Raw genomic sequence first — 16,221 nt, forward strand, 5'->3', positions numbered from 1 at the left:
ACTTTCTTGCGACGGCCAGCCTCGAAAGTCAACGCAACACTAATCGATTACAATCAGCAAATTGCTTTCAAAATGCGCTAAACAGTTGCGTCTTTCTTGCGATTGACGCGCGCGCGTGCGATCAGCGAGACAGGGCTTGAACACAGACTGGACCGGCATGCAGCACTACTCTCCCTTTGAGATTATCGAAGCCAATCCCACAACCGGGCTCGTCCTTCTCGCCGATCACGCCATGAACCGCCTGCCGGCGGAATACGGCAGTCTCGGCCTTCCCGCCGCGGCATTCGAGCGCCACATCGCCTACGACATCGGCGTCGAGCGGCTGGTGCGGCGCCTGTCTCAAATGCTCGGCGCACCGGCCGTGCTTGGTTGCTTTTCCCGCCTGCTGATCGATCCCAACCGCGGCGAAGACGATCCGACGCTGATCATGAAGATTTCCGATGGCGCGATCGTCCCGGGCAACCACCCGATTTCCGGCGAAGAGTGGGACAACCGGCTGAATCGCTTCCACCGCCCCTATCATCGCGCCGTTTCCGACACCATTCGTCGAAGCGCTGAGGCGCATGGCGGAGCGCCGCTGATCATTTCCATTCACTCCTTTACGCCCGCCTGGAAGGGTGTCGCCCGGCCCTGGCATGCGGCGGTCCTCTGGGACAACGATCCACGTGCCGTCCTGCCATTGATCGACAGGCTCGAGGCATCAGGCGATATCGTCGTCGGCAACAACGAGCCCTATGATGGCGCGCTGCGCGGCGATACCATGTTCCGGCATTGCATGGTGCCGGGCATAGCACATGCCCTGATCGAGGTCCGCCAGGATTTGATCGCCGACGACGCGGGTGTTGCCGTCTGGGCGGACCGGCTGGCGCCGATCCTGTCGGATCTCAATGCAAGACCTGACCTGCACCGTTACGAGCGCCATCCCTCGCGCACCGGCGCTTACGACAGAGAGGATGAAAATCCATGACCGAACTCACACCGGAACAGCAGATCGCCTTCGAAGCGGCTGCATTTCGCCGGCTTGTCGCGCATCTGCGCGAGCGCAACGACGTTCAGAACATCGACCTGATGAACCTTGCCGGCTTCTGCCGCAACTGCCTCTCCAATTGGTACCGCGAGGCGGCCGAGGCGGAAGGTGTCCCGCTCGACAAGGAAGCGTCGCGCGAGATCGTCTATGGCATGCCCTATGAGGAATGGCGCGCACGCTACCAGGGGGAAGCGACTGCCGAGCAGAAGGCGGCCTTCGAGCTCAATCGCCCAAAGGAATAGGACCGTACCGCCGGCTTCGCCACGGAAATGACCCGGTTGTTGCGCAATCACCCTTGACCTCGGCGTCCGTTCGCGGCACGTCACGGCACCCAAGAAATTCATTTCCCTGCATCAAGGAGAAGACCATGTCGGATGCTCACGGCGTCGCCCGCGATCAGCTTCGCGCTTTCATCGAACGGATCGAGCGCCTCGAAGAAGAAAAGAAGACCATAGCCGACGACATCAAGGATGTTTACGGCGAAGCCAAGTCGATGGGCTTCGACACCAAGATCCTGCGCAAGGTCATCTCGATCCGCAAGCAGGACCACGACGAGCGCATGGAACAGGAAGCGATCCTCGACACTTACCTCCAGGCGCTCGGCATGGTGCCGGCAGCCGAGGGAGAATAAGGCCTTCGCAGCCGCCTGGCCGGCGCTGCCTAAGCGTCGGCTCGCAAGGCAGGGATCGGTGCCAACCGACCTTCAGTATGCGCAGAAACAAAAAGCCCGCCGGTTCCGCGGGCTTTTTCTTGGTCTGTCTTGATCGAACTCAGTTGGTGCTGAACTTCTTCACTTCCATGAAGTTGACCGCACTGCCGCTGAAGCGGGCCGTGTCGACAGTCGGCCCGGCGCTGCTCGAGAAGCCGGCGGCATAAACCGTCGTCGGTGCGGCGCGCAGCGACTTGCTGACGAAGCGCGGCGCCTTGACGGGCTTGGACAGCGTGGCGACACGACCGGTCGTCAGCGCCCATTCCGAGATGATCTTCTGGGTGAGCTTCGGCTCGGTACGAACCGACGCGCGGGCCTGCGCATCCGCATCGTTCTTCTTCGGCCGGCCACCCTTGGCCGGAGCTTCGGCCTCAGTGTCGAACGCGTTGTCAAAGATCGCCGCACGGGAATTCGTGCTCGACTGCGGCGCGTAGGCTGCCATCTCGATCGGCGGCTGCGATATGGGCTGCTGGGACACGGGCTGGCGTTCAGCCGGCGTCGGCTGAGCCAGAGCAACCCGGGTCTGGGCCTCTGCAGCTATGTCACGCGCAGGTTCTGCAGCGGCAACGGCAGGACGATCCGAGAAGGCCGGAACCGCAACCGTGGCCTCGGCAACGGCAGCAAGAGCCGTATCGTCGGCCGGGCGCACGGCCGGAACCGGGACGAAGCCAAGCGCCTGCAGGTCCGCCGAAGGATCGGCCGAAGCGACGAGCGTGTTCATGTCGCGACGATCAAGCATCTGCGGCACCGGCACTTTCATCGCGCCGAGATCGGCAAATTCGCTCGCCGTTTCCGAGGTCTGCGGCAAGGCAGCGGCCAGCGCTTCCTGGGCCGGGTTCGCCTGCGGCGCAACCAGGGCGACCGCGACGCCACCGTCGGCAGGCGCATCCTTGAAGGCGGGACGGACAGCTGGAACCGGCGCATTGATGTTCTGTTCGGTTGCCGTGGCCGTAGCAGCAGCGGCTGCAGGTTCGGCCGCGACAGAGCCGGCTACGCCGGGCAGCGCTTCCTGGGCAGCAGGCGCGGAGGCCGTCTGAACCTTTGCCGGCGCAGCGCCGCCTTCCTCGTCGGAGCCGGGGCCGGCGGCAATTGCCGAAGGTTCTTCATCCTCGTCACCGCCACCGCCAAAGAGCATGGCGAACAGGTTGCCCTTACGCTTGCCGCTTGCGGTATCGCCCGGGCCCGTGGCACCGCCACCGGCAACCTGGATCGCCGACGCGCCGACACGGCGCTTGTAATCGGCGACCGCCTGGTCATAACCCGGAAGCGGCTTGCCGTCGGAGGGCAGATGCATGGTCTTGCCGTCGGGGAAGAGACGTGCCAGTTCGGCACGGCTCATGCGCGGCCAGGCGCGAACGCCACCGACGTCCATGTGTACGAAGGGCGAGCCGGAGGTCGGGTAATAACCGACGCCGCCCACCTGAAATTTCACACCGATTTCGCGCAGCGTCTTCAGCTTCACGTCGGGCAGGTAAAAGTCCATCGCCTTGCCGAGCATGTGCTGGCTCTTCTTGGCGACACCTTTGGAACGCGAGCGCAGCATGCCGTTGGTGGCCGGCGAACGATAGGCCGAGACGACGTGGATGTAGTCGCGCGATCCGCTCTTCTGGTAAACTTCCCAGACAAGGTCGAGCAGGCGCGGATCCATCTTCGTCGGTTCGTTGCGCCGCCAGTCGCGCAGGAAACGGTTGACCTCCTGCAGCCCCTTGGGGTCGTAGCGGCCGTTGCGCTTGAAGGTGATCTGCGCCTTTTCCTGGGTATGAATGAAATAGAGTTTCAGCGTTCGGGTCTGGCCGGCGGCCTCGACAGGAGGCGCGAAACCAGGCGTCACGAGGGCAGCCGCGAGAGCAACGGATGTAAGAACCTGCGGCACCTTACGGGTTATCGCCGAGCAGACTCTCGCCAAGGAGCCGAGAGGCTTCTTAAAACCGAACAAATTTGGCATTCAATCCCCGTCCGACGGACAACCGTGCTTCGCTGTCTCAGATGACTGTCAAATAAGGTGACAGCATGGCAAATATGCCACAGTCGTCACCGCCCCTTATAATATAGTGAACAGTTCACTAACAAGGTCTAAACGGCGGTGACGGAATAGCACGGCTAATGAAGAGTGAATGCGTCGATTTTATGCAGCATCTCTCAATGGGTTATCGGGATCGATGCCATAATCCTTGAGCTTGCGGTAGAGCGTGGACCGGCCGATGCCGAGCTTGCGCGCGACCTGGCTCATCTGTCCGCGGTAGAATTTCAGCGCGAAACGAATCAGTTCCTCCTCCACTTCCGCGAGCTTTCTGACGTCTCCACCCTCGTCGACGCTGGCGATCGCGTTCTCCAGGCGCGGGTCGTGCCCGTGGTCGGTCTCCATCGATTTGGCGGCGCTGGCGAAGTCCGGATAGACATTCGGCACCTGTTCGGCGGGCGTCGTCGCCCGTTCCGGACCAGCCTCGCCCCAGGAGAAACCGGAGCGGTCGGAGACGACATAGCCGGGAATCTGGGTGGCGACCTGGGGGAAATCCTTCACCGTCAGCTCATTGCCTTCCGCAAGCACGACGGCCCGGAAGATGGCGTTTTCGAGCTGGCGGATGTTGCCCGGCCAGTCATAGGCGGTCAGAAGCGCCATCGCGCCACTGGAGATGGTGATCGGCGCATGCAGGCGCTGCTCGGCGGCGAAACGCTCGACGAAGGAGCGCACCAGCACGGGGATGTCCTCCTTGCGGCGACGCAGCGCCGGAATGGTGATCGGGAAGACATTGAGGCGGTAATAGAGGTCCTCGCGGAACCGTCCCTCACGCACCTCGTTGATCAGGTCCTTGTTGGTCGCCGAAATCAGCCGGACATTGACTTTCTGCGGGTGGCGGGCACCGATCGTCTCAATCTCGCCCTGCTGCACGGCGCGAAGGAGCTTGACCTGAACCTCGAGCGGCAGGTCGCCGATCTCGTCGAGGAACAGGGTGCCGCCGTCCGCATCGACGAACTTGCCCGTGTGCTTTTCCGTTGCACCGGTGAAGGCGCCCTTCTCGTGGCCAAAGAGAATGCTCTCGACCAGATTGTGCGGGATCGCGCCACAGTTGACGGTCACGAACGGTTTGCCGACCCGCTCGCTTGCCGACTGGATGGCGCGAGCGACCATTTCCTTGCCGACGCCGGACTCGCCTTCAAGCACGATCGGAATGTTGGACTGCGCCGCGCGGCGCGCCAGATCGATCACCCGGATCATCGCCGGGCTGGCCGAGACGATATCTTCGAAGCCGACGGCGCCGCCGCGCGGACGGCGCGAGGTCTTCACCTTGCCGTCCCGGCTCGCCATCTTCAGCGCATTGCCGATCGCAACCGAAAGCCGCTCAGGGGAGACAGGCTTGACCAGGAAGTCGAAGGCCCCCGCCTGCATCGCGTGAACGACGGTCTCGATGCCGCCCTGCCCCGTCTGGACGATCACCGGCGTATCGACGCCGCGCTCGGCCAACGCATCCAGGAACCCGTGACCGTTCATTTCCGGCATCAGCAGATCGAGAAGGATGACATTGATCATGCCCCCCTTGCGTTCCAGCAGTTCCAGGCCGCTACGGCCGTTGTCGGCGAGATGCGCCACATGGCCGAGACGCTCGATCATGTTCGTCAGCAACCGGCGCTGTACCGGATCGTCATCGATGACCAGAATATGTGATGTCACGGAAGCCTCCTGCTCTGGACACGCGGAACTATTTGGCCAACCTCATGTGCCAAATCACGTCAGGCATCTGTGCCATAAAGGGCTGAACATCATGTTTTGAGAAATGCTTGCATTTTATCCATCGCCGGCGATAGCAATGGAACCCGCATCGCTTGCCCCTTCCTGACGCGAACGAGAGAAATCCGACGATGACCTTCCGCCCCTTCGCCCCCGAGTTTTCCGTCGCCCGCGCCGCCGCAGGGCACAGCCATGGCGCCACCGCGGATCTCGGCGATTTGCCCTCCTGGCGATTGGAGGACCTTTATCCCTCGGCCACCTCGGATGCGTTTCGCAACGACCTGAAGAAGGCCGAAACCGATGCCGTCGCCTTCGAGACCAAGTGGAAAGGCAAGCTTGCAGAGGCCGCGACGAAAGCCGGTGACGGCGGCATCGGCACTGCTGTCAGGGAGTTCGAGGCCCTCGAAGACGTCATGGGCCGCATCGCCTCCTTTGCCGGCCTCACCTATTTCTCGGACACGTCGAAACCCGAAAACGGCAAGCTCTATGGCGACGTCCAGTCGAAGCTCACCGACATGTCGGCGCATCTTCTGTTCTTCTCACTGGAGCTCAACCGTATCGATGATGCGATCCTCGACAAGGCGCTTGAGAACGACGCGATCGCCGCGCATTACAAGCCCTGGCTCACGGACCTGCGTATGGACAAACCCTACCAGCTCGACGACAAGCTGGAGCAATTGTTCCTGGAAAAATCGATGACCGGTGCGGCCGCCTTCAACCGGCTGTTCGACGAGACCATGGCAAGCCTCACCTTCACCGTCGACGACGAGGCGCTGCCGCTCGAAGTCGCGCTCAACCTGTTGCAGGATCCCTCGACCGAAGTTCGCAAGAAGGCGGCGGCGGCGCTTGCCGAAACGTTCAAGACCAACATCCGCACCTTCACGCTGATCACCAATACGCTGGCCAAGGACAAGGAAATCTCCGACCGCTGGCGCGGCTTCAAGGACATCGCCGACAGCCGGCATCTGGCCAACCGCGTCGAGCGCGAGGTGGTCGACGCGCTGGCCGAAGCGGTCAAATCCGCCTATCCGCGCCTGTCGCATCGCTACTACGCGATGAAGGCAAAGTGGCTCGGTATGGAACAGATGGACTTCTGGGACCGCAACGCGCCCCTGCCGGAAACACCAAATGCGCTGATCCCGTGGAGCAAGGCCAAGGACACGGTACTGTCCGCGTACAACGCCTTTGATCCCGAAATGGCAGCAATCGCCCGCCGCTTTTTCGACGAGAGCTGGATCGACGCGCCAGTGCGCCCCGGCAAGGCGCCGGGCGCCTTCGCCCATCCGACGGTCCCCTCGGCACACCCTTACGTGCTCGTCAACTACATGGGCAAGCCGCGCGACGTCATGACGCTCGCCCACGAGCTCGGACACGGCGTGCATCAGGTGCTGGCCGGTGGCCAGGGCGCGCTGATGGCATCGACCCCGCTGACGCTTGCCGAAACCGCCTCGGTCTTCGGCGAGATGTTGACCTTCCGTGCGCTGCTGGACCAGACGAAGGACAAGCGCGAGCGCAAGGCCATGCTCGCCCAGAAGGTTGAGGACATGATCAACACGGTCGTGCGCCAGATCGCCTTCTACGAATTCGAGCGCAAGGTTCATACCGCCCGCAAGGACGGCGAGCTGACGGCAGACGATATCGGCAAGCTGTGGCTGTCGGTGCAGAACGAGAGCCTCGGCCCGGCGATCCGGATCTCCGAGGGATACGAGACCTACTGGGCCTATATCCCCCACTTCATCCATTCGCCGTTCTACGTCTACGCCTACGCCTTTGGCGACTGCCTGGTGAACTCGCTCTATGCGGTCTACCAGAATGCCGAAAAAGGCTTCCAGGAGAAGTACTTCGAACTCCTGAAGGCCGGCGGCACCAAGCATCATTCCGAGCTGCTCGCCCCCTTCGGCCTCGATGCCACCGATCCGTCGTTCTGGGCACAGGGACTGTCGATGATCGAGGGACTCATCGACGAACTCGAGGCGCTTGATAAGGCCTGATCCGGACACAGGTCCGGATCACGGCGCGATCGACAAGACAGCAGAATGAACGACACCGCACCCTATGTGCTGTTCCGGGACGACAGCGAGAACCGCACCACAGTTTTCGCTGAGCCTTTGCGCGTTGTTACCGCCCGAACGAAGGCCGAATTCAGCCGCGGGCTCGCCGAGCTGGAGCGCGCCCATGAAGCCGGCAAGTGGATCGCCGGTTTCATGGCCTACGAGGCCGGCCATCTCTTCGAGGAGAAACTCGCAGGCTTTGCCGAAGAGAACCGCGAAACGCCCCTGATGTCCTTCGGCATCTTCGATGCGCCCGTGGAAGAGCACCCCGTTGCCGAGCCGCGGCGGCGGATGGAAAACGAACCGTTCCTCAGCGAGCCGCGCGCCGGCTGGGATTTTGACACCTACCGTGAGCGCTTCGATCGCCTGCACCAGCATCTGCGGAAGGGCGATTGCTACCAGGCCAACCTGACGATGCCGATCCGGGCCCGCTGGTCCGGCGATCCGCGCGCTGCCTTCTGGTCGCTGATCGACCGGCAGCCGGTGAAATATGGTGCTCTCGTCGCGCTCGACGGGCCGATCCTGCTCTCGCGTTCGCCGGAGCTGTTCTTCCGCGTCGACACGGACGGCTGGATCGAAACCCATCCGATGAAAGGTACGGCCAGGCGCGGCGCATCGGCGGCCGAAGACGCCGAGATCATCGCGGCCATGCGCGCTGACGAAAAGACCCAGGCCGAAAACCGGATGATCGTCGATCTCCTGCGCAATGACATCTCGCGCATCACCGAAGTCGGCACGCTCAGCGTCCCCAAGTTGTTCGAGATCGAGACCTACCCGACCGTGCATCAGATGGTGAGCCATGTCCGGGCCAAGCTCTTGCCCGAGATCGGTCTAAAGGACATCTTCGCCGCACTCTTTCCCTGCGGTTCGATCACCGGCGCGCCGAAGATGCGGGCAATGGAAATCCTGCACGATCTGGAAGACGGGCCGCGCGACGCCTATTGCGGCGCCATCGGCTTTATCGCGCCAAACGGCGTCATGCGCTTCAGCGTCGCGATCCGCACCATCTCTCTCTTCGAAAACGGAGAGGCGGTCTTCAACGTCGGTGGCGGTATCGTCTTCGACAGCAACGCCCAGTCGGAGTATGAGGAATGCCTGCTGAAGGCCCGCTTCGCAGTCGGTGACGACAAGATCGCGCTGGGCGAGGGCAAAGCAGCACTTGGTGACGACGAGATCGCGCGATGACGGATTTCTCGCTGATCGAAACCCTGCGCCATGACAGCAAGAGCGGATTCGTTCGACTGCCGTTGCACTTGGCACGGCTGAAGCGGTCGGCGCGGCGGCTCGGTATTCCCGGCGCGGAAGGCGCGGAAAGGGCACTTTCCGCGGCAGCGGCAAACGAGGGCGACACGCCCGTGCACCGCGTGCGGCTCGAGCTTTTCCCGGACGGAAGGATCGAGGTGAAGACTGCCCCCTTCGCGCCCTTGCCCGAAGACACGGTCTGGAACGTGCGGATTGCCGAAACACGGCTCGCGTCCAGCGATCCGCTGCTGCGTTACAAGACCAGTTGCCGCACCGTCTACGAGAAGGCGCGTGCGGAATTTTCATCCGCAGATGCGGACGAGGTCATCCTGCTGAACGAAAAAGGCGAGGTTTGCGAGGGGACCATCACGTCGATCTTCCTCGACGACGGCAGCGGCGTCCTGAAGACGCCGCCGGTTGCCTGCGGCCTGCTTTCCGGCGTCTTGCGCACCGAGATGATTTGCACGCGACGCGCCCGCACCGCCCGGCTTTCGCCCGAAGACCTTGACCGGGGCGCCCTTTATGTCGGCAATTCTCTACGCGGAATGATCCGGGTGCGCCTCCGGGTCTGAACCGGGAAGCGTATAGCGCCTGACCTGATCGCGGCCATCCCGCTTGGCGAGATAGAGCGCCTGGTCGGCACGCGCGTAGAGATCGCTGACGGTATCGCCGTCACGGTACTCCGCAAGTCCGACCGAGCAGGTGTAGAAGAATTCCGGAATGTTCTCGAGCGGACGGGAGCTGCGCACCCGTTCGAGCAGCCGGTCGAGAATGCGATTGCCTTCGCTGATCGTGGTATCGGGAAGGATCAGCATGAACTCCTCACCGCCGATCCGGCCGAAGCAATCCGAACGACGGACGAATTCCTGCATCTGGCGGGCAAAGTCGAGCAAAACCTCGTCGCCGCGCTGGTGCCCGTGGCGGTCGTTGATCGCCTTGAAGTAATCGATGTCGATGATCGCCACGCAGCCCCACATATGCGGGTTTTCGGCGCAATTGGAGATGAACTCGGTGAGACGCCCCATCGTATAGCGACGGTTCGGCACACTCGTCAGTTCGTCGACCTGCGCTGCCCTGAGGGCAAAGTCGCGGTCCTGCCTGAGCTCACGTTCTTCCGCGTGGATCGACGTGACGTCGACGGCGATGCAAAGCATCCAGCCGTCCGCGTCCACGGTTTCCGTCATCCACAGCCAGCGCCCGTCATGCAGGTCCGTTTCCATGGCACGAAATGGCGTCTTGCCGCGGCGATGCGTCGTCGAGGCGATCCAGGCATTGATGTCCTCGGTCTTGAGAACCGTTCCCTGGCCGGCGGCATGATTGCGGCGCATGATCTCCGCCCAGGTCGGGCTCTCCTCGGGGCCGACATGGTAAGCGGTGCGAAACGCCGGATTGGCAAATCGCAGGCGATCGTGCTGATCGTAAAGGGCGATCAACACGGGTGTTTTGCTTTGTAAGGCCTGAAGGGCCTTGAGATGACTACCGTTCACGGACTGTCACGCCTCCGGTCGGACAAGAAAATCAATCATGGCGCGAAGCGGATGCTCCCATCAAAGCTATAGCACGAAGCGCTTGTGACAAGCGCCCCACCATGCGAAACGATAGGGATTATGGTTAAATCACAGCCCCGGTCTGGCCGCTCAGCATGAAGCATACGCCCTACGACGGTTCCTCCAAGCCCTTCACCATCGGCCTCACCCAGCTTGATCCTGATCGCTGGATCGAGCCTGACGAACAGCTACAGCACTATCTCGAGGAAAAAAAGCGTCTTCTTTCTGAAGTGCGCGCGACCGTCTTTGCCGCCGCCGACGGCAGCGGGGAGGCACAGGGCGAGCTGCTGTCCGTGCTGGTCGACTACCTGCAGAGCCGATATCCCGACATCTATCATCTCGACGGCGATACGATGACGATCGGCGAACGGCGCGTGGGCCTTGGTTCTGACGCGCCGCTCGTGGTAGCCGGATCACTCGTCCAGGATGACCTCGTGATCATGCAGCGGACCGATGATGGCTGGCGGCTTGGAGCCGGCTACGTCGCCTTTCCCTCGTCCTGGGCGCTGACCGAGAAATACGGACGCACCATGGACGAGATCCATGCGCCGGTGCCGGGCTTCGAGCACGGAACCCGCAACGCCGAACTGATCGCCCGCATGTTCGACAATCTCCCTCCCGGCCGCTTCGTCGAACGCTTCAACTGGGCGGTCAATGTCGATGGCCGGTTGCACCTGCCGAAATCGAAGTGCGAAGGTGTTGCCGCCGAAGCGATCGCCTTGACGGAGGACAGCACCTTCATCCGCATCGAGCGGCAGACACTGCGCAAGCTGCCGCGAACGGGCGCGATCGTCTTTACCATCCGGATCTATTCCGATCCGTTGACGATGCTGCGCCGCCGACCGGACGCCGCGGAGCTCTCGCACGCGTTCGTCGACCAGCTGCGCGCCCTCACCTTGCCGCAGGCTGCCTACAAGGGTCTCGTCAGCAAAAGGGACTCGCTCGCCACCGCCCTGCTTTCGATCGCCGGTTAAGCACACTCTCAAATAGCGGTTGACCGGCCGGCTCTTTATTGTGACAGCAAACTATGCTCTACAGCGCCGCGTGTCTTCAAGGACACCAACAGCCGCTGCGGCACATTGATCAAGCCAGAACAGCGGCACCGGCCGCTTCCTCACGCTTCGTCACCCATCGTCACAGGGAAGTTTTCTCAGGAGAAAGACAAAAATGGCAGATACCACCTATCCGGTTTACGGCGAGATCACCGGTCCGATCGTCATGATCGGCTTCGGTTCGATCGGTCGCGGCACCCTGCCGCTGATCGAGCGCCACTTCAAATACGACAAGAACCGGTTGATCGTGGTCGAGCCCCGTGAGGACGCTGCCGACAACGAAATTTTCGAGCGGCATGGCGTTCGTCACGTTCGCGCGCATGTGACGAAGGACAACTATAAGGAACTGCTGAAGCCGCTTCTGACCGAAGGCGAAGGCCAGGGCTTCTGCGTCAACCTTTCGGTCGACACCGGCTCGCTTGACATCATCAAGCTGTGCCGCAAGCTCGACGTGCTCTACATCGATACGGTCGTCGAGCCGTGGCTCGGCTTCTATTTCGACGCCGAAATGGACAATGCCGATCGCACCAACTACGCGCTGCGCGAAACCGTCCGCAAGGAAAAGGAAAAGAACCCGGGCGGCACCACCGCGGTTTCCACCTGCGGCGCCAACCCGGGCATGGTCTCCTGGTTCGTCAAGCAGGGCCTCTTGAACCTCGCAAACGACCTCGGCCTTAAATACGACGAGCCGCATCAGGACGACCGCGAAGGCTGGGCGAAGCTGATGAAGAAGGTCGGCGTCAAGGGCGTGCACATCGCCGAGCGCGACACCCAGCGCACCAAGAACCCGAAGCCGTTCAACACCTTCTGGAACACCTGGTCGGTCGAAGGCTTCATCTCGGAAGGCCTGCAGCCGGCCGAACTCGGCTGGGGCACCCATGAGAACTGGATGCCGAAGAACGCCAAGAAGCACAAGAAGGGCTGCAAGGCGGCGATCTATCTGGAGCAACCGGGCGCCAACACCCGCGTGCGCACCTGGTGCCCGACGCCAGGCCCGCAGTACGGCTTCCTCGTCACCCACAACGAGGCGATCTCGATCTCGGACTTCTTCACCGTTCGCGACAAGGACGGTGAAGTGACCTATCGCCCGACCTGCCACTATGCCTACCATCCGGCCAACGACGCCGTTCTGTCGCTTCACGAGATGTTCGGCAACGGCGGCAACGCCCAGCCGGTGCACCACGTCCTTGACGAAAAGGAACTGGTCGACGGCGTCGACGAACTCGGCGTGCTGCTCTACGGCCACGACAAGAACGCCTACTGGTACGGTTCGCGCCTGTCGCTCGAAGAGACCCGCCGCATCGCGCCCTACCAGAACGCGACCGGCCTGCAGGTGACCTCGGCGGTTCTGGCCGGCATGGTCTGGGCGATCGAGAACCCGAAGTCCGGCATCGTCGAAGCCGACGAAATGGACTACAAGCGCTGCTTGGAAGTACAGCTGCAGTATCTCGGTCCGGTTGAGGGACACTACACCGACTGGACCCCGCTCGACGGCCGTCCGGGCCTGTTCCCGGAAGACATCGACACCAAGGATCCGTGGCAGTTCAAGAACATCCTCGTTCGCTAAGCTTTTGACGCGCAAGCGCATCTGGCCCGGGGCACAGCTGTGCCCCGGGCCTTTTTACCGGCAACGGAAAAGCCCGAAGCAGCACCTTGCCGCTCTTGCTTTCAACTCATGATCGCGGCATGGTCAGCCGGAATGAAACAATCCGCCTGGCCCAACGCGGGGGAAATCGCCTATGAAGCCATTCGCAGTCCTGACCCTACTCGCAACCGCGGCAGCGCTCGCCTCTTGCCAGTCGTCGCCACGGGTCATCGAGGGCCCGCCGGCACAACAGGCGAGCGGCGTCGAAGGTTCCTGGGTCGATCCGAACGGCATTGTCTCGACTTTCGCAGGCGGAACGTTCTCCACGCGCACGACCGACACCAACCAGCTGCTCGCCTCGGGCAACTACACCAAGACAAGCCCGACGCTGGTCGAGATCAACATGACCTCGCTGGTGCGCAACACCCAGTCCAAGGTCGCTTGCGCTCTCGTCACGCAGAACCAACTCAACTGCACCACCGACGCCGGTGCGCAGTTCTCGCTCGCGCGGCGCGGCTAATTGAGAAAACAGGCAAGTACCAAGGGCCCTTCGGGGCCCTTTTTTCGTTGCAGCATCGCGATTTAACCTCGTTGCAAATTGACACCGGCGGACGAAGTTTTAGCGCTTGAAGTCCTTGCCGAGTGATGAAAACATCCGGCCCGGCAAAGCCACGCGGCCGTGGGGAACGGACCCTTTGACAGATCCGGATGCGGCCGGACGACAACAGGCAAAACAGGAGAACATCATGATCAGATACATGCGGACCGGCCTGATGACCGCGTCCATCCTTGCCCTCTCCTCGGGCGCAGCCTTCGCCGATTATGAGTTGAACATCCTGCACATCAACGATCTCCATTCCCGCATCGAGTCGATCAACAAGTTCGATTCGACCTGCTCGGCCGAAGAGGAGGGCAAGAACGAGTGCTTCGGCGGCGTCGCTCGCCTGAAGGCTCTGATCGACCAGAAGCGTCAGGAACTTTCCGGCAAGAACACGCTGCTTCTGAACGCCGGCGACAATTTCCAGGGATCGCTGTTCTTCACCACCTACAAGGGCCTGGCCGAGGCCGAATTCCTCAACCTGATGAAGTTCGACGCGATGACCGTCGGCAACCATGAATTCGACGAGAGCGAGGATGGCCTTGCCGGCTTCCTCGACAAGATCGCCTTCCCGGTCGTCACCGCCAACGTGCTGCCGAGCCACAAGTCGAAGATCGGCGACCGCATCAAGCCGTCGATCGTGCTCGAAGTCGGCGGCCAGAAGGTCGGTATCGTCGGCGCGGTCGCCAACGACACGCCGGAACTCTCCTCCCCCGGCCCGGACATCCTCATCGGCGACGATGTTGCCACCACCACGGCTGCGGTCGAAGAACTGAAGAAGCAAGGCGTCGACAAGATCATCGCGCTCACCCATGTCGGCTACCCGCGCGACCTCGCGGCGATCGCCAAGATCCCGGACGTCGACGTCGTCGTCGGTGGACACTCGCACAGCCTGCTGTCGAACACCGACCCCAAAGCCGAGGGTCCATACCCGACGATGGTCGACAACCCCGGCGGCTACAAGGTCCCCGTGGTTCAGGCCGCGTCCTACACCAAGTATCTCGGCGATCTCGTCGTCACCTTCGACGACAAGGGCGTAGTCAAGGCCGCCAAGGGCGACCCGATCCTGGTCGACGCCTCGGTCAAGCCGGACGAGGCTGTACTGGCGCGCGTCGCCGAACTCGGCAAGCCGATCGAGGAGCTGCGCTCGAAGATCATCGCCAAGACGGAAGAACCGATCGATGGTTCGCGTGAAAATTGCCGCACGAAGGAATGCCAGATGGGCAGCCTCGTCGCCGACGCCATGCTCGACCGTGTCAAGGGCCAGGGTGTCACCATCGCCATCACCAATGGCGGCGGCTTGCGCGCCTCGATCGACGCGGGCGACGTGTCGATGGGCGAAGCCATCACCGTGCTTCCGTTCCAGAACACGGTGGCGACCTTCCAGATCAAGGGCGACGGCATCCGCGAAGCGCTGGAGAACGGCCTCAGCAAGCTCGAGGAAGGCGGCGGCCGCTTCCCGCAGGTGGCCGGCATGAAGTATTCCTTCGACAAGTCGAAGCCCGTCGGCAGCCGTGTCGTCTCGGTCGAGGTGAAGGAAGGCGAGAGTTATGTCGCGCTCGATCCGGCCAAGACCTATTCGCTTGTGACCAACAACTACATGCGCAATGGCGGCGACGGCTACGACGTATTCAAGGACAAGGGTGAAAAGGCCTACGACTACGGTCCGGGCCTTGAAACGGTGCTTGCCGATTACCTCGCTGCCCACCAGCCGTTCAAGCCCTACACCGACGGCCGCATCACCGAGGTCGCCTCGGCGGCAAGTGCGGCAACGGCGGAACCGGCAGCGGAAGCAAAGCCTGCAACCGACACGGCTGCGGCCCAGCCGGCCGCGACCTCCGGCGGCGAAACAGCAGCCGCTGCCAGCGGCCCGCAGAAGCACGTGATTGCCAAGGGCGACACGCTCTGGGATCTCGCCAAGGCGTTCTATGGCGATGGCGCTCTCTGGGCAAAGATCTCCGAAGCCAACGGCAAGCCGGCGCCCCGCCACCTGCACGTCGGCACCGAACTGGAGATTCCGGCAAAGTAAGACAATTTGCCTCTGCTTTCAGGGCCGGCGCGGGCTTCCCCGCGCCGGCTTTTCTTTTTAGAAGGATTTGAAACCGAAGGCAGTGTCCCGATTGAACGGGACCGACGAGGACTGATATGACCGAACAGCTTGCCGTGAGCACCCCTGCCAACCACCCTTCCGTCAAATCCGGAAAGGTCGGCATTCTCCTGGTCAATCTCGGTACGCCCGACGGCACCGACTACACCTCGATGCGCCGCTACCTGAAAGAGTTTCTGACCGACCGCCGGGTGATCGAATGGTCGCGGTTGTTCTGGTATCCGATCCTGTTCGGCATCGTGCTCAACACCCGCCCGGGCAAGGTCGGCAAGGCCTATGAGACGATCTGGAACAAGGACCTCAACGAAAGCTATCTCAGGACCTACACCCGCAATCAGGCCAAGCTGATGGCTGAGACTTTTGCCGGTCAGCCCAACGTGATCGTCGACTGGGGCATGCGTTACGGCCAGCCGTCCATTGCCTCGCGCATGGAAGCGCTGCAGAAGGCCGGATGTGAGCGCATCCTCGTCTTCCCGCTCTATCCGCAATATGCAGCCGCCACCACCGCCACTGTCAACGACAAGGCTTTCGAGGCGCTTTTGAAGATGCGCTGGCAGCCGGCGCTGCGCACGGTTC

13 protein-coding genes and 2 pseudogenes are annotated in these 16,221 nt (G+C 62.2%); 11 read left to right on the top strand and 4 right to left on the bottom strand.

What is annotated here, in order from left to right:
* Positions 1 to 157: 157 nt before the first annotated feature.
* The 3 genes from MKZ91_RS16035 to MKZ91_RS16045 all read left to right on the top strand — a co-directional run bounded on the left by MKZ91_RS16035 (position 158) and on the right by MKZ91_RS16045 (position 1,658).
* A complete protein-coding gene (locus tag MKZ91_RS16035) occupies positions 158 to 967 on the top strand; it encodes an N-formylglutamate amidohydrolase (protein ID WP_336172025.1) in 810 nt (269 codons plus the stop codon).
* A complete protein-coding gene (locus MKZ91_RS16040) occupies positions 964 to 1,269 on the top strand; it encodes a DUF1244 domain-containing protein (protein WP_336171999.1) in 306 nt (101 codons plus the stop codon). The genes MKZ91_RS16035 and MKZ91_RS16040 overlap by 4 nt, the downstream gene beginning before the upstream one ends.
* Before the next feature lie 125 nt (positions 1,270 to 1,394).
* The gene (locus tag MKZ91_RS16045) at positions 1,395 to 1,658 is read left to right on the top strand and encodes a DUF2312 domain-containing protein (RefSeq protein WP_336172001.1); all 264 of its coding nucleotides are present in this window, start codon (positions 1,395 to 1,397) and stop codon (positions 1,656 to 1,658) included.
* A gap of 139 nt (positions 1,659 to 1,797) precedes the next feature.
* On the opposite strand, the gene MKZ91_RS16050 is transcribed toward MKZ91_RS16045, so the two are convergent.
* From MKZ91_RS16050 to MKZ91_RS16055, 3 genes and pseudogenes are all read right to left on the bottom strand, one after another.
* Positions 1,798 to 3,681 carry a DUF882 domain-containing protein gene (locus MKZ91_RS16050; protein WP_336172002.1) on the bottom strand — a complete coding sequence of 628 codons (1,884 nt, stop codon included), beginning with the start codon at positions 3,679 to 3,681 and terminating at the stop codon, positions 1,798 to 1,800.
* A 180-nt stretch (positions 3,682 to 3,861) separates the two neighbouring features.
* Positions 3,862 to 4,074: pseudogene (locus MKZ91_RS31620) on the bottom strand (helix-turn-helix domain-containing protein); the annotation flags it as partial.
* A gap of 86 nt (positions 4,075 to 4,160) precedes the next feature.
* Positions 4,161 to 5,406, bottom strand: a pseudogene (locus MKZ91_RS16055) (sigma-54-dependent transcriptional regulator); the annotation flags it as partial.
* A gap of 188 nt (positions 5,407 to 5,594) precedes the next feature.
* On the opposite strand from MKZ91_RS16055, the gene MKZ91_RS16060 reads away from it, so the two are divergent.
* Genes MKZ91_RS16060 through MKZ91_RS16070 form a run of 3 tightly spaced genes read left to right on the top strand, consistent with a single transcriptional unit; the run spans position 5,595 to position 9,328 of the window.
* Positions 5,595 to 7,454, top strand: coding sequence for a M3 family oligoendopeptidase (locus MKZ91_RS16060; protein WP_336172004.1), 1,860 nt, complete (start codon positions 5,595 to 5,597; stop codon positions 7,452 to 7,454).
* 45 nt (positions 7,455 to 7,499) lie between these two features.
* Complete coding sequence (locus MKZ91_RS16065) at positions 7,500 to 8,699, top strand: aminodeoxychorismate synthase component I (RefSeq protein WP_336172005.1); 1,200 nt, start codon at positions 7,500 to 7,502, stop codon at positions 8,697 to 8,699.
* Positions 8,696 to 9,328, top strand: a complete 633-nt coding sequence (locus tag MKZ91_RS16070) for an aminotransferase class IV family protein (RefSeq protein ID WP_336172006.1) — start codon at positions 8,696 to 8,698, stop codon at positions 9,326 to 9,328. The genes MKZ91_RS16065 and MKZ91_RS16070 overlap by 4 nt, the downstream gene beginning before the upstream one ends.
* On the opposite strand, the gene MKZ91_RS16075 is transcribed toward MKZ91_RS16070, so the two are convergent.
* Positions 9,293 to 10,243 carry a GGDEF domain-containing protein gene (locus MKZ91_RS16075; RefSeq protein WP_336172007.1) on the bottom strand — a complete coding sequence of 317 codons (951 nt, stop codon included), beginning with the start codon at positions 10,241 to 10,243 and terminating at the stop codon, positions 9,293 to 9,295. The genes MKZ91_RS16070 and MKZ91_RS16075 overlap by 36 nt on opposite strands.
* A 155-nt stretch (positions 10,244 to 10,398) precedes the next feature.
* Between MKZ91_RS16075 and MKZ91_RS16080 the strand changes: the two genes are divergently transcribed.
* The 5 genes from MKZ91_RS16080 to MKZ91_RS16100 all read left to right on the top strand — a co-directional run.
* Positions 10,399 to 11,277 (top strand): heme-dependent oxidative N-demethylase family protein, encoded by an 879-nt coding sequence (locus MKZ91_RS16080; RefSeq protein ID WP_336172008.1) that lies wholly within the window; start codon positions 10,399 to 10,401, stop codon positions 11,275 to 11,277.
* 193 nt (positions 11,278 to 11,470) lie between these two features.
* The gene (locus tag MKZ91_RS16085; protein ID WP_336172009.1) at positions 11,471 to 12,922 is read left to right on the top strand and encodes a homospermidine synthase; all 1,452 of its coding nucleotides are present in this window, start codon (positions 11,471 to 11,473) and stop codon (positions 12,920 to 12,922) included.
* Positions 12,923 to 13,094: 172 nt separating this feature from the next.
* Positions 13,095 to 13,460, top strand: a complete 366-nt coding sequence (gene omp10 / locus MKZ91_RS16090; RefSeq protein ID WP_336172010.1) for an outer membrane lipoprotein Omp10 — start codon at positions 13,095 to 13,097, stop codon at positions 13,458 to 13,460.
* 226 nt (positions 13,461 to 13,686) lie between these two features.
* The gene (locus MKZ91_RS16095) at positions 13,687 to 15,567 is read left to right on the top strand and encodes a 5'-nucleotidase C-terminal domain-containing protein (protein ID WP_336172012.1); all 1,881 of its coding nucleotides are present in this window, start codon (positions 13,687 to 13,689) and stop codon (positions 15,565 to 15,567) included.
* 116 nt (positions 15,568 to 15,683) lie between these two features.
* Positions 15,684 to 16,221: ferrochelatase (locus tag MKZ91_RS16100; protein ID WP_336172013.1), on the top strand; the 538-nt coding region annotated here is incomplete at its 3' end.

The organism is Ensifer sp. MJa1 (assembly GCF_037026475.1).
In the GTDB taxonomy this organism is placed as follows: Bacteria; Pseudomonadota; Alphaproteobacteria; order Rhizobiales; family Rhizobiaceae; genus Ensifer.

Excerpts from the sequence above, each read along its gene's own strand:
- MKZ91_RS16040 (WP_336171999.1), top strand. The coding sequence starts at position 964 with ATGACCGAACTCACACCGGAACAGCAGATCGCCTTCGAAGCGGCTGCA.
- MKZ91_RS16065 (WP_336172005.1), top strand. The coding sequence starts at position 7,500 with ATGAACGACACCGCACCCTATGTGCTGTTCCGGGACGACAGCGAGAAC.
- omp10 (WP_336172010.1), top strand. The coding sequence starts at position 13,095 with ATGAAGCCATTCGCAGTCCTGACCCTACTCGCAACCGCGGCAGCGCTC.
- MKZ91_RS16085 (WP_336172009.1), top strand. The coding sequence starts at position 11,471 with ATGGCAGATACCACCTATCCGGTTTACGGCGAGATCACCGGTCCGATC.
- MKZ91_RS16045 (WP_336172001.1), top strand. The coding sequence starts at position 1,395 with ATGTCGGATGCTCACGGCGTCGCCCGCGATCAGCTTCGCGCTTTCATC.
- MKZ91_RS16095 (WP_336172012.1), top strand. The coding sequence starts at position 13,687 with ATGATCAGATACATGCGGACCGGCCTGATGACCGCGTCCATCCTTGCC.
- MKZ91_RS16070 (WP_336172006.1), top strand. The coding sequence starts at position 8,696 with ATGACGGATTTCTCGCTGATCGAAACCCTGCGCCATGACAGCAAGAGC.
- MKZ91_RS16080 (WP_336172008.1), top strand. The coding sequence starts at position 10,399 with ATGAAGCATACGCCCTACGACGGTTCCTCCAAGCCCTTCACCATCGGC.
- MKZ91_RS16060 (WP_336172004.1), top strand. The coding sequence starts at position 5,595 with ATGACCTTCCGCCCCTTCGCCCCCGAGTTTTCCGTCGCCCGCGCCGCC.
- MKZ91_RS16050 (WP_336172002.1), bottom strand. The coding sequence starts at position 3,681 with ATGCCAAATTTGTTCGGTTTTAAGAAGCCTCTCGGCTCCTTGGCGAGA.
- MKZ91_RS16035 (WP_336172025.1), top strand. The coding sequence starts at position 158 with ATGCAGCACTACTCTCCCTTTGAGATTATCGAAGCCAATCCCACAACC.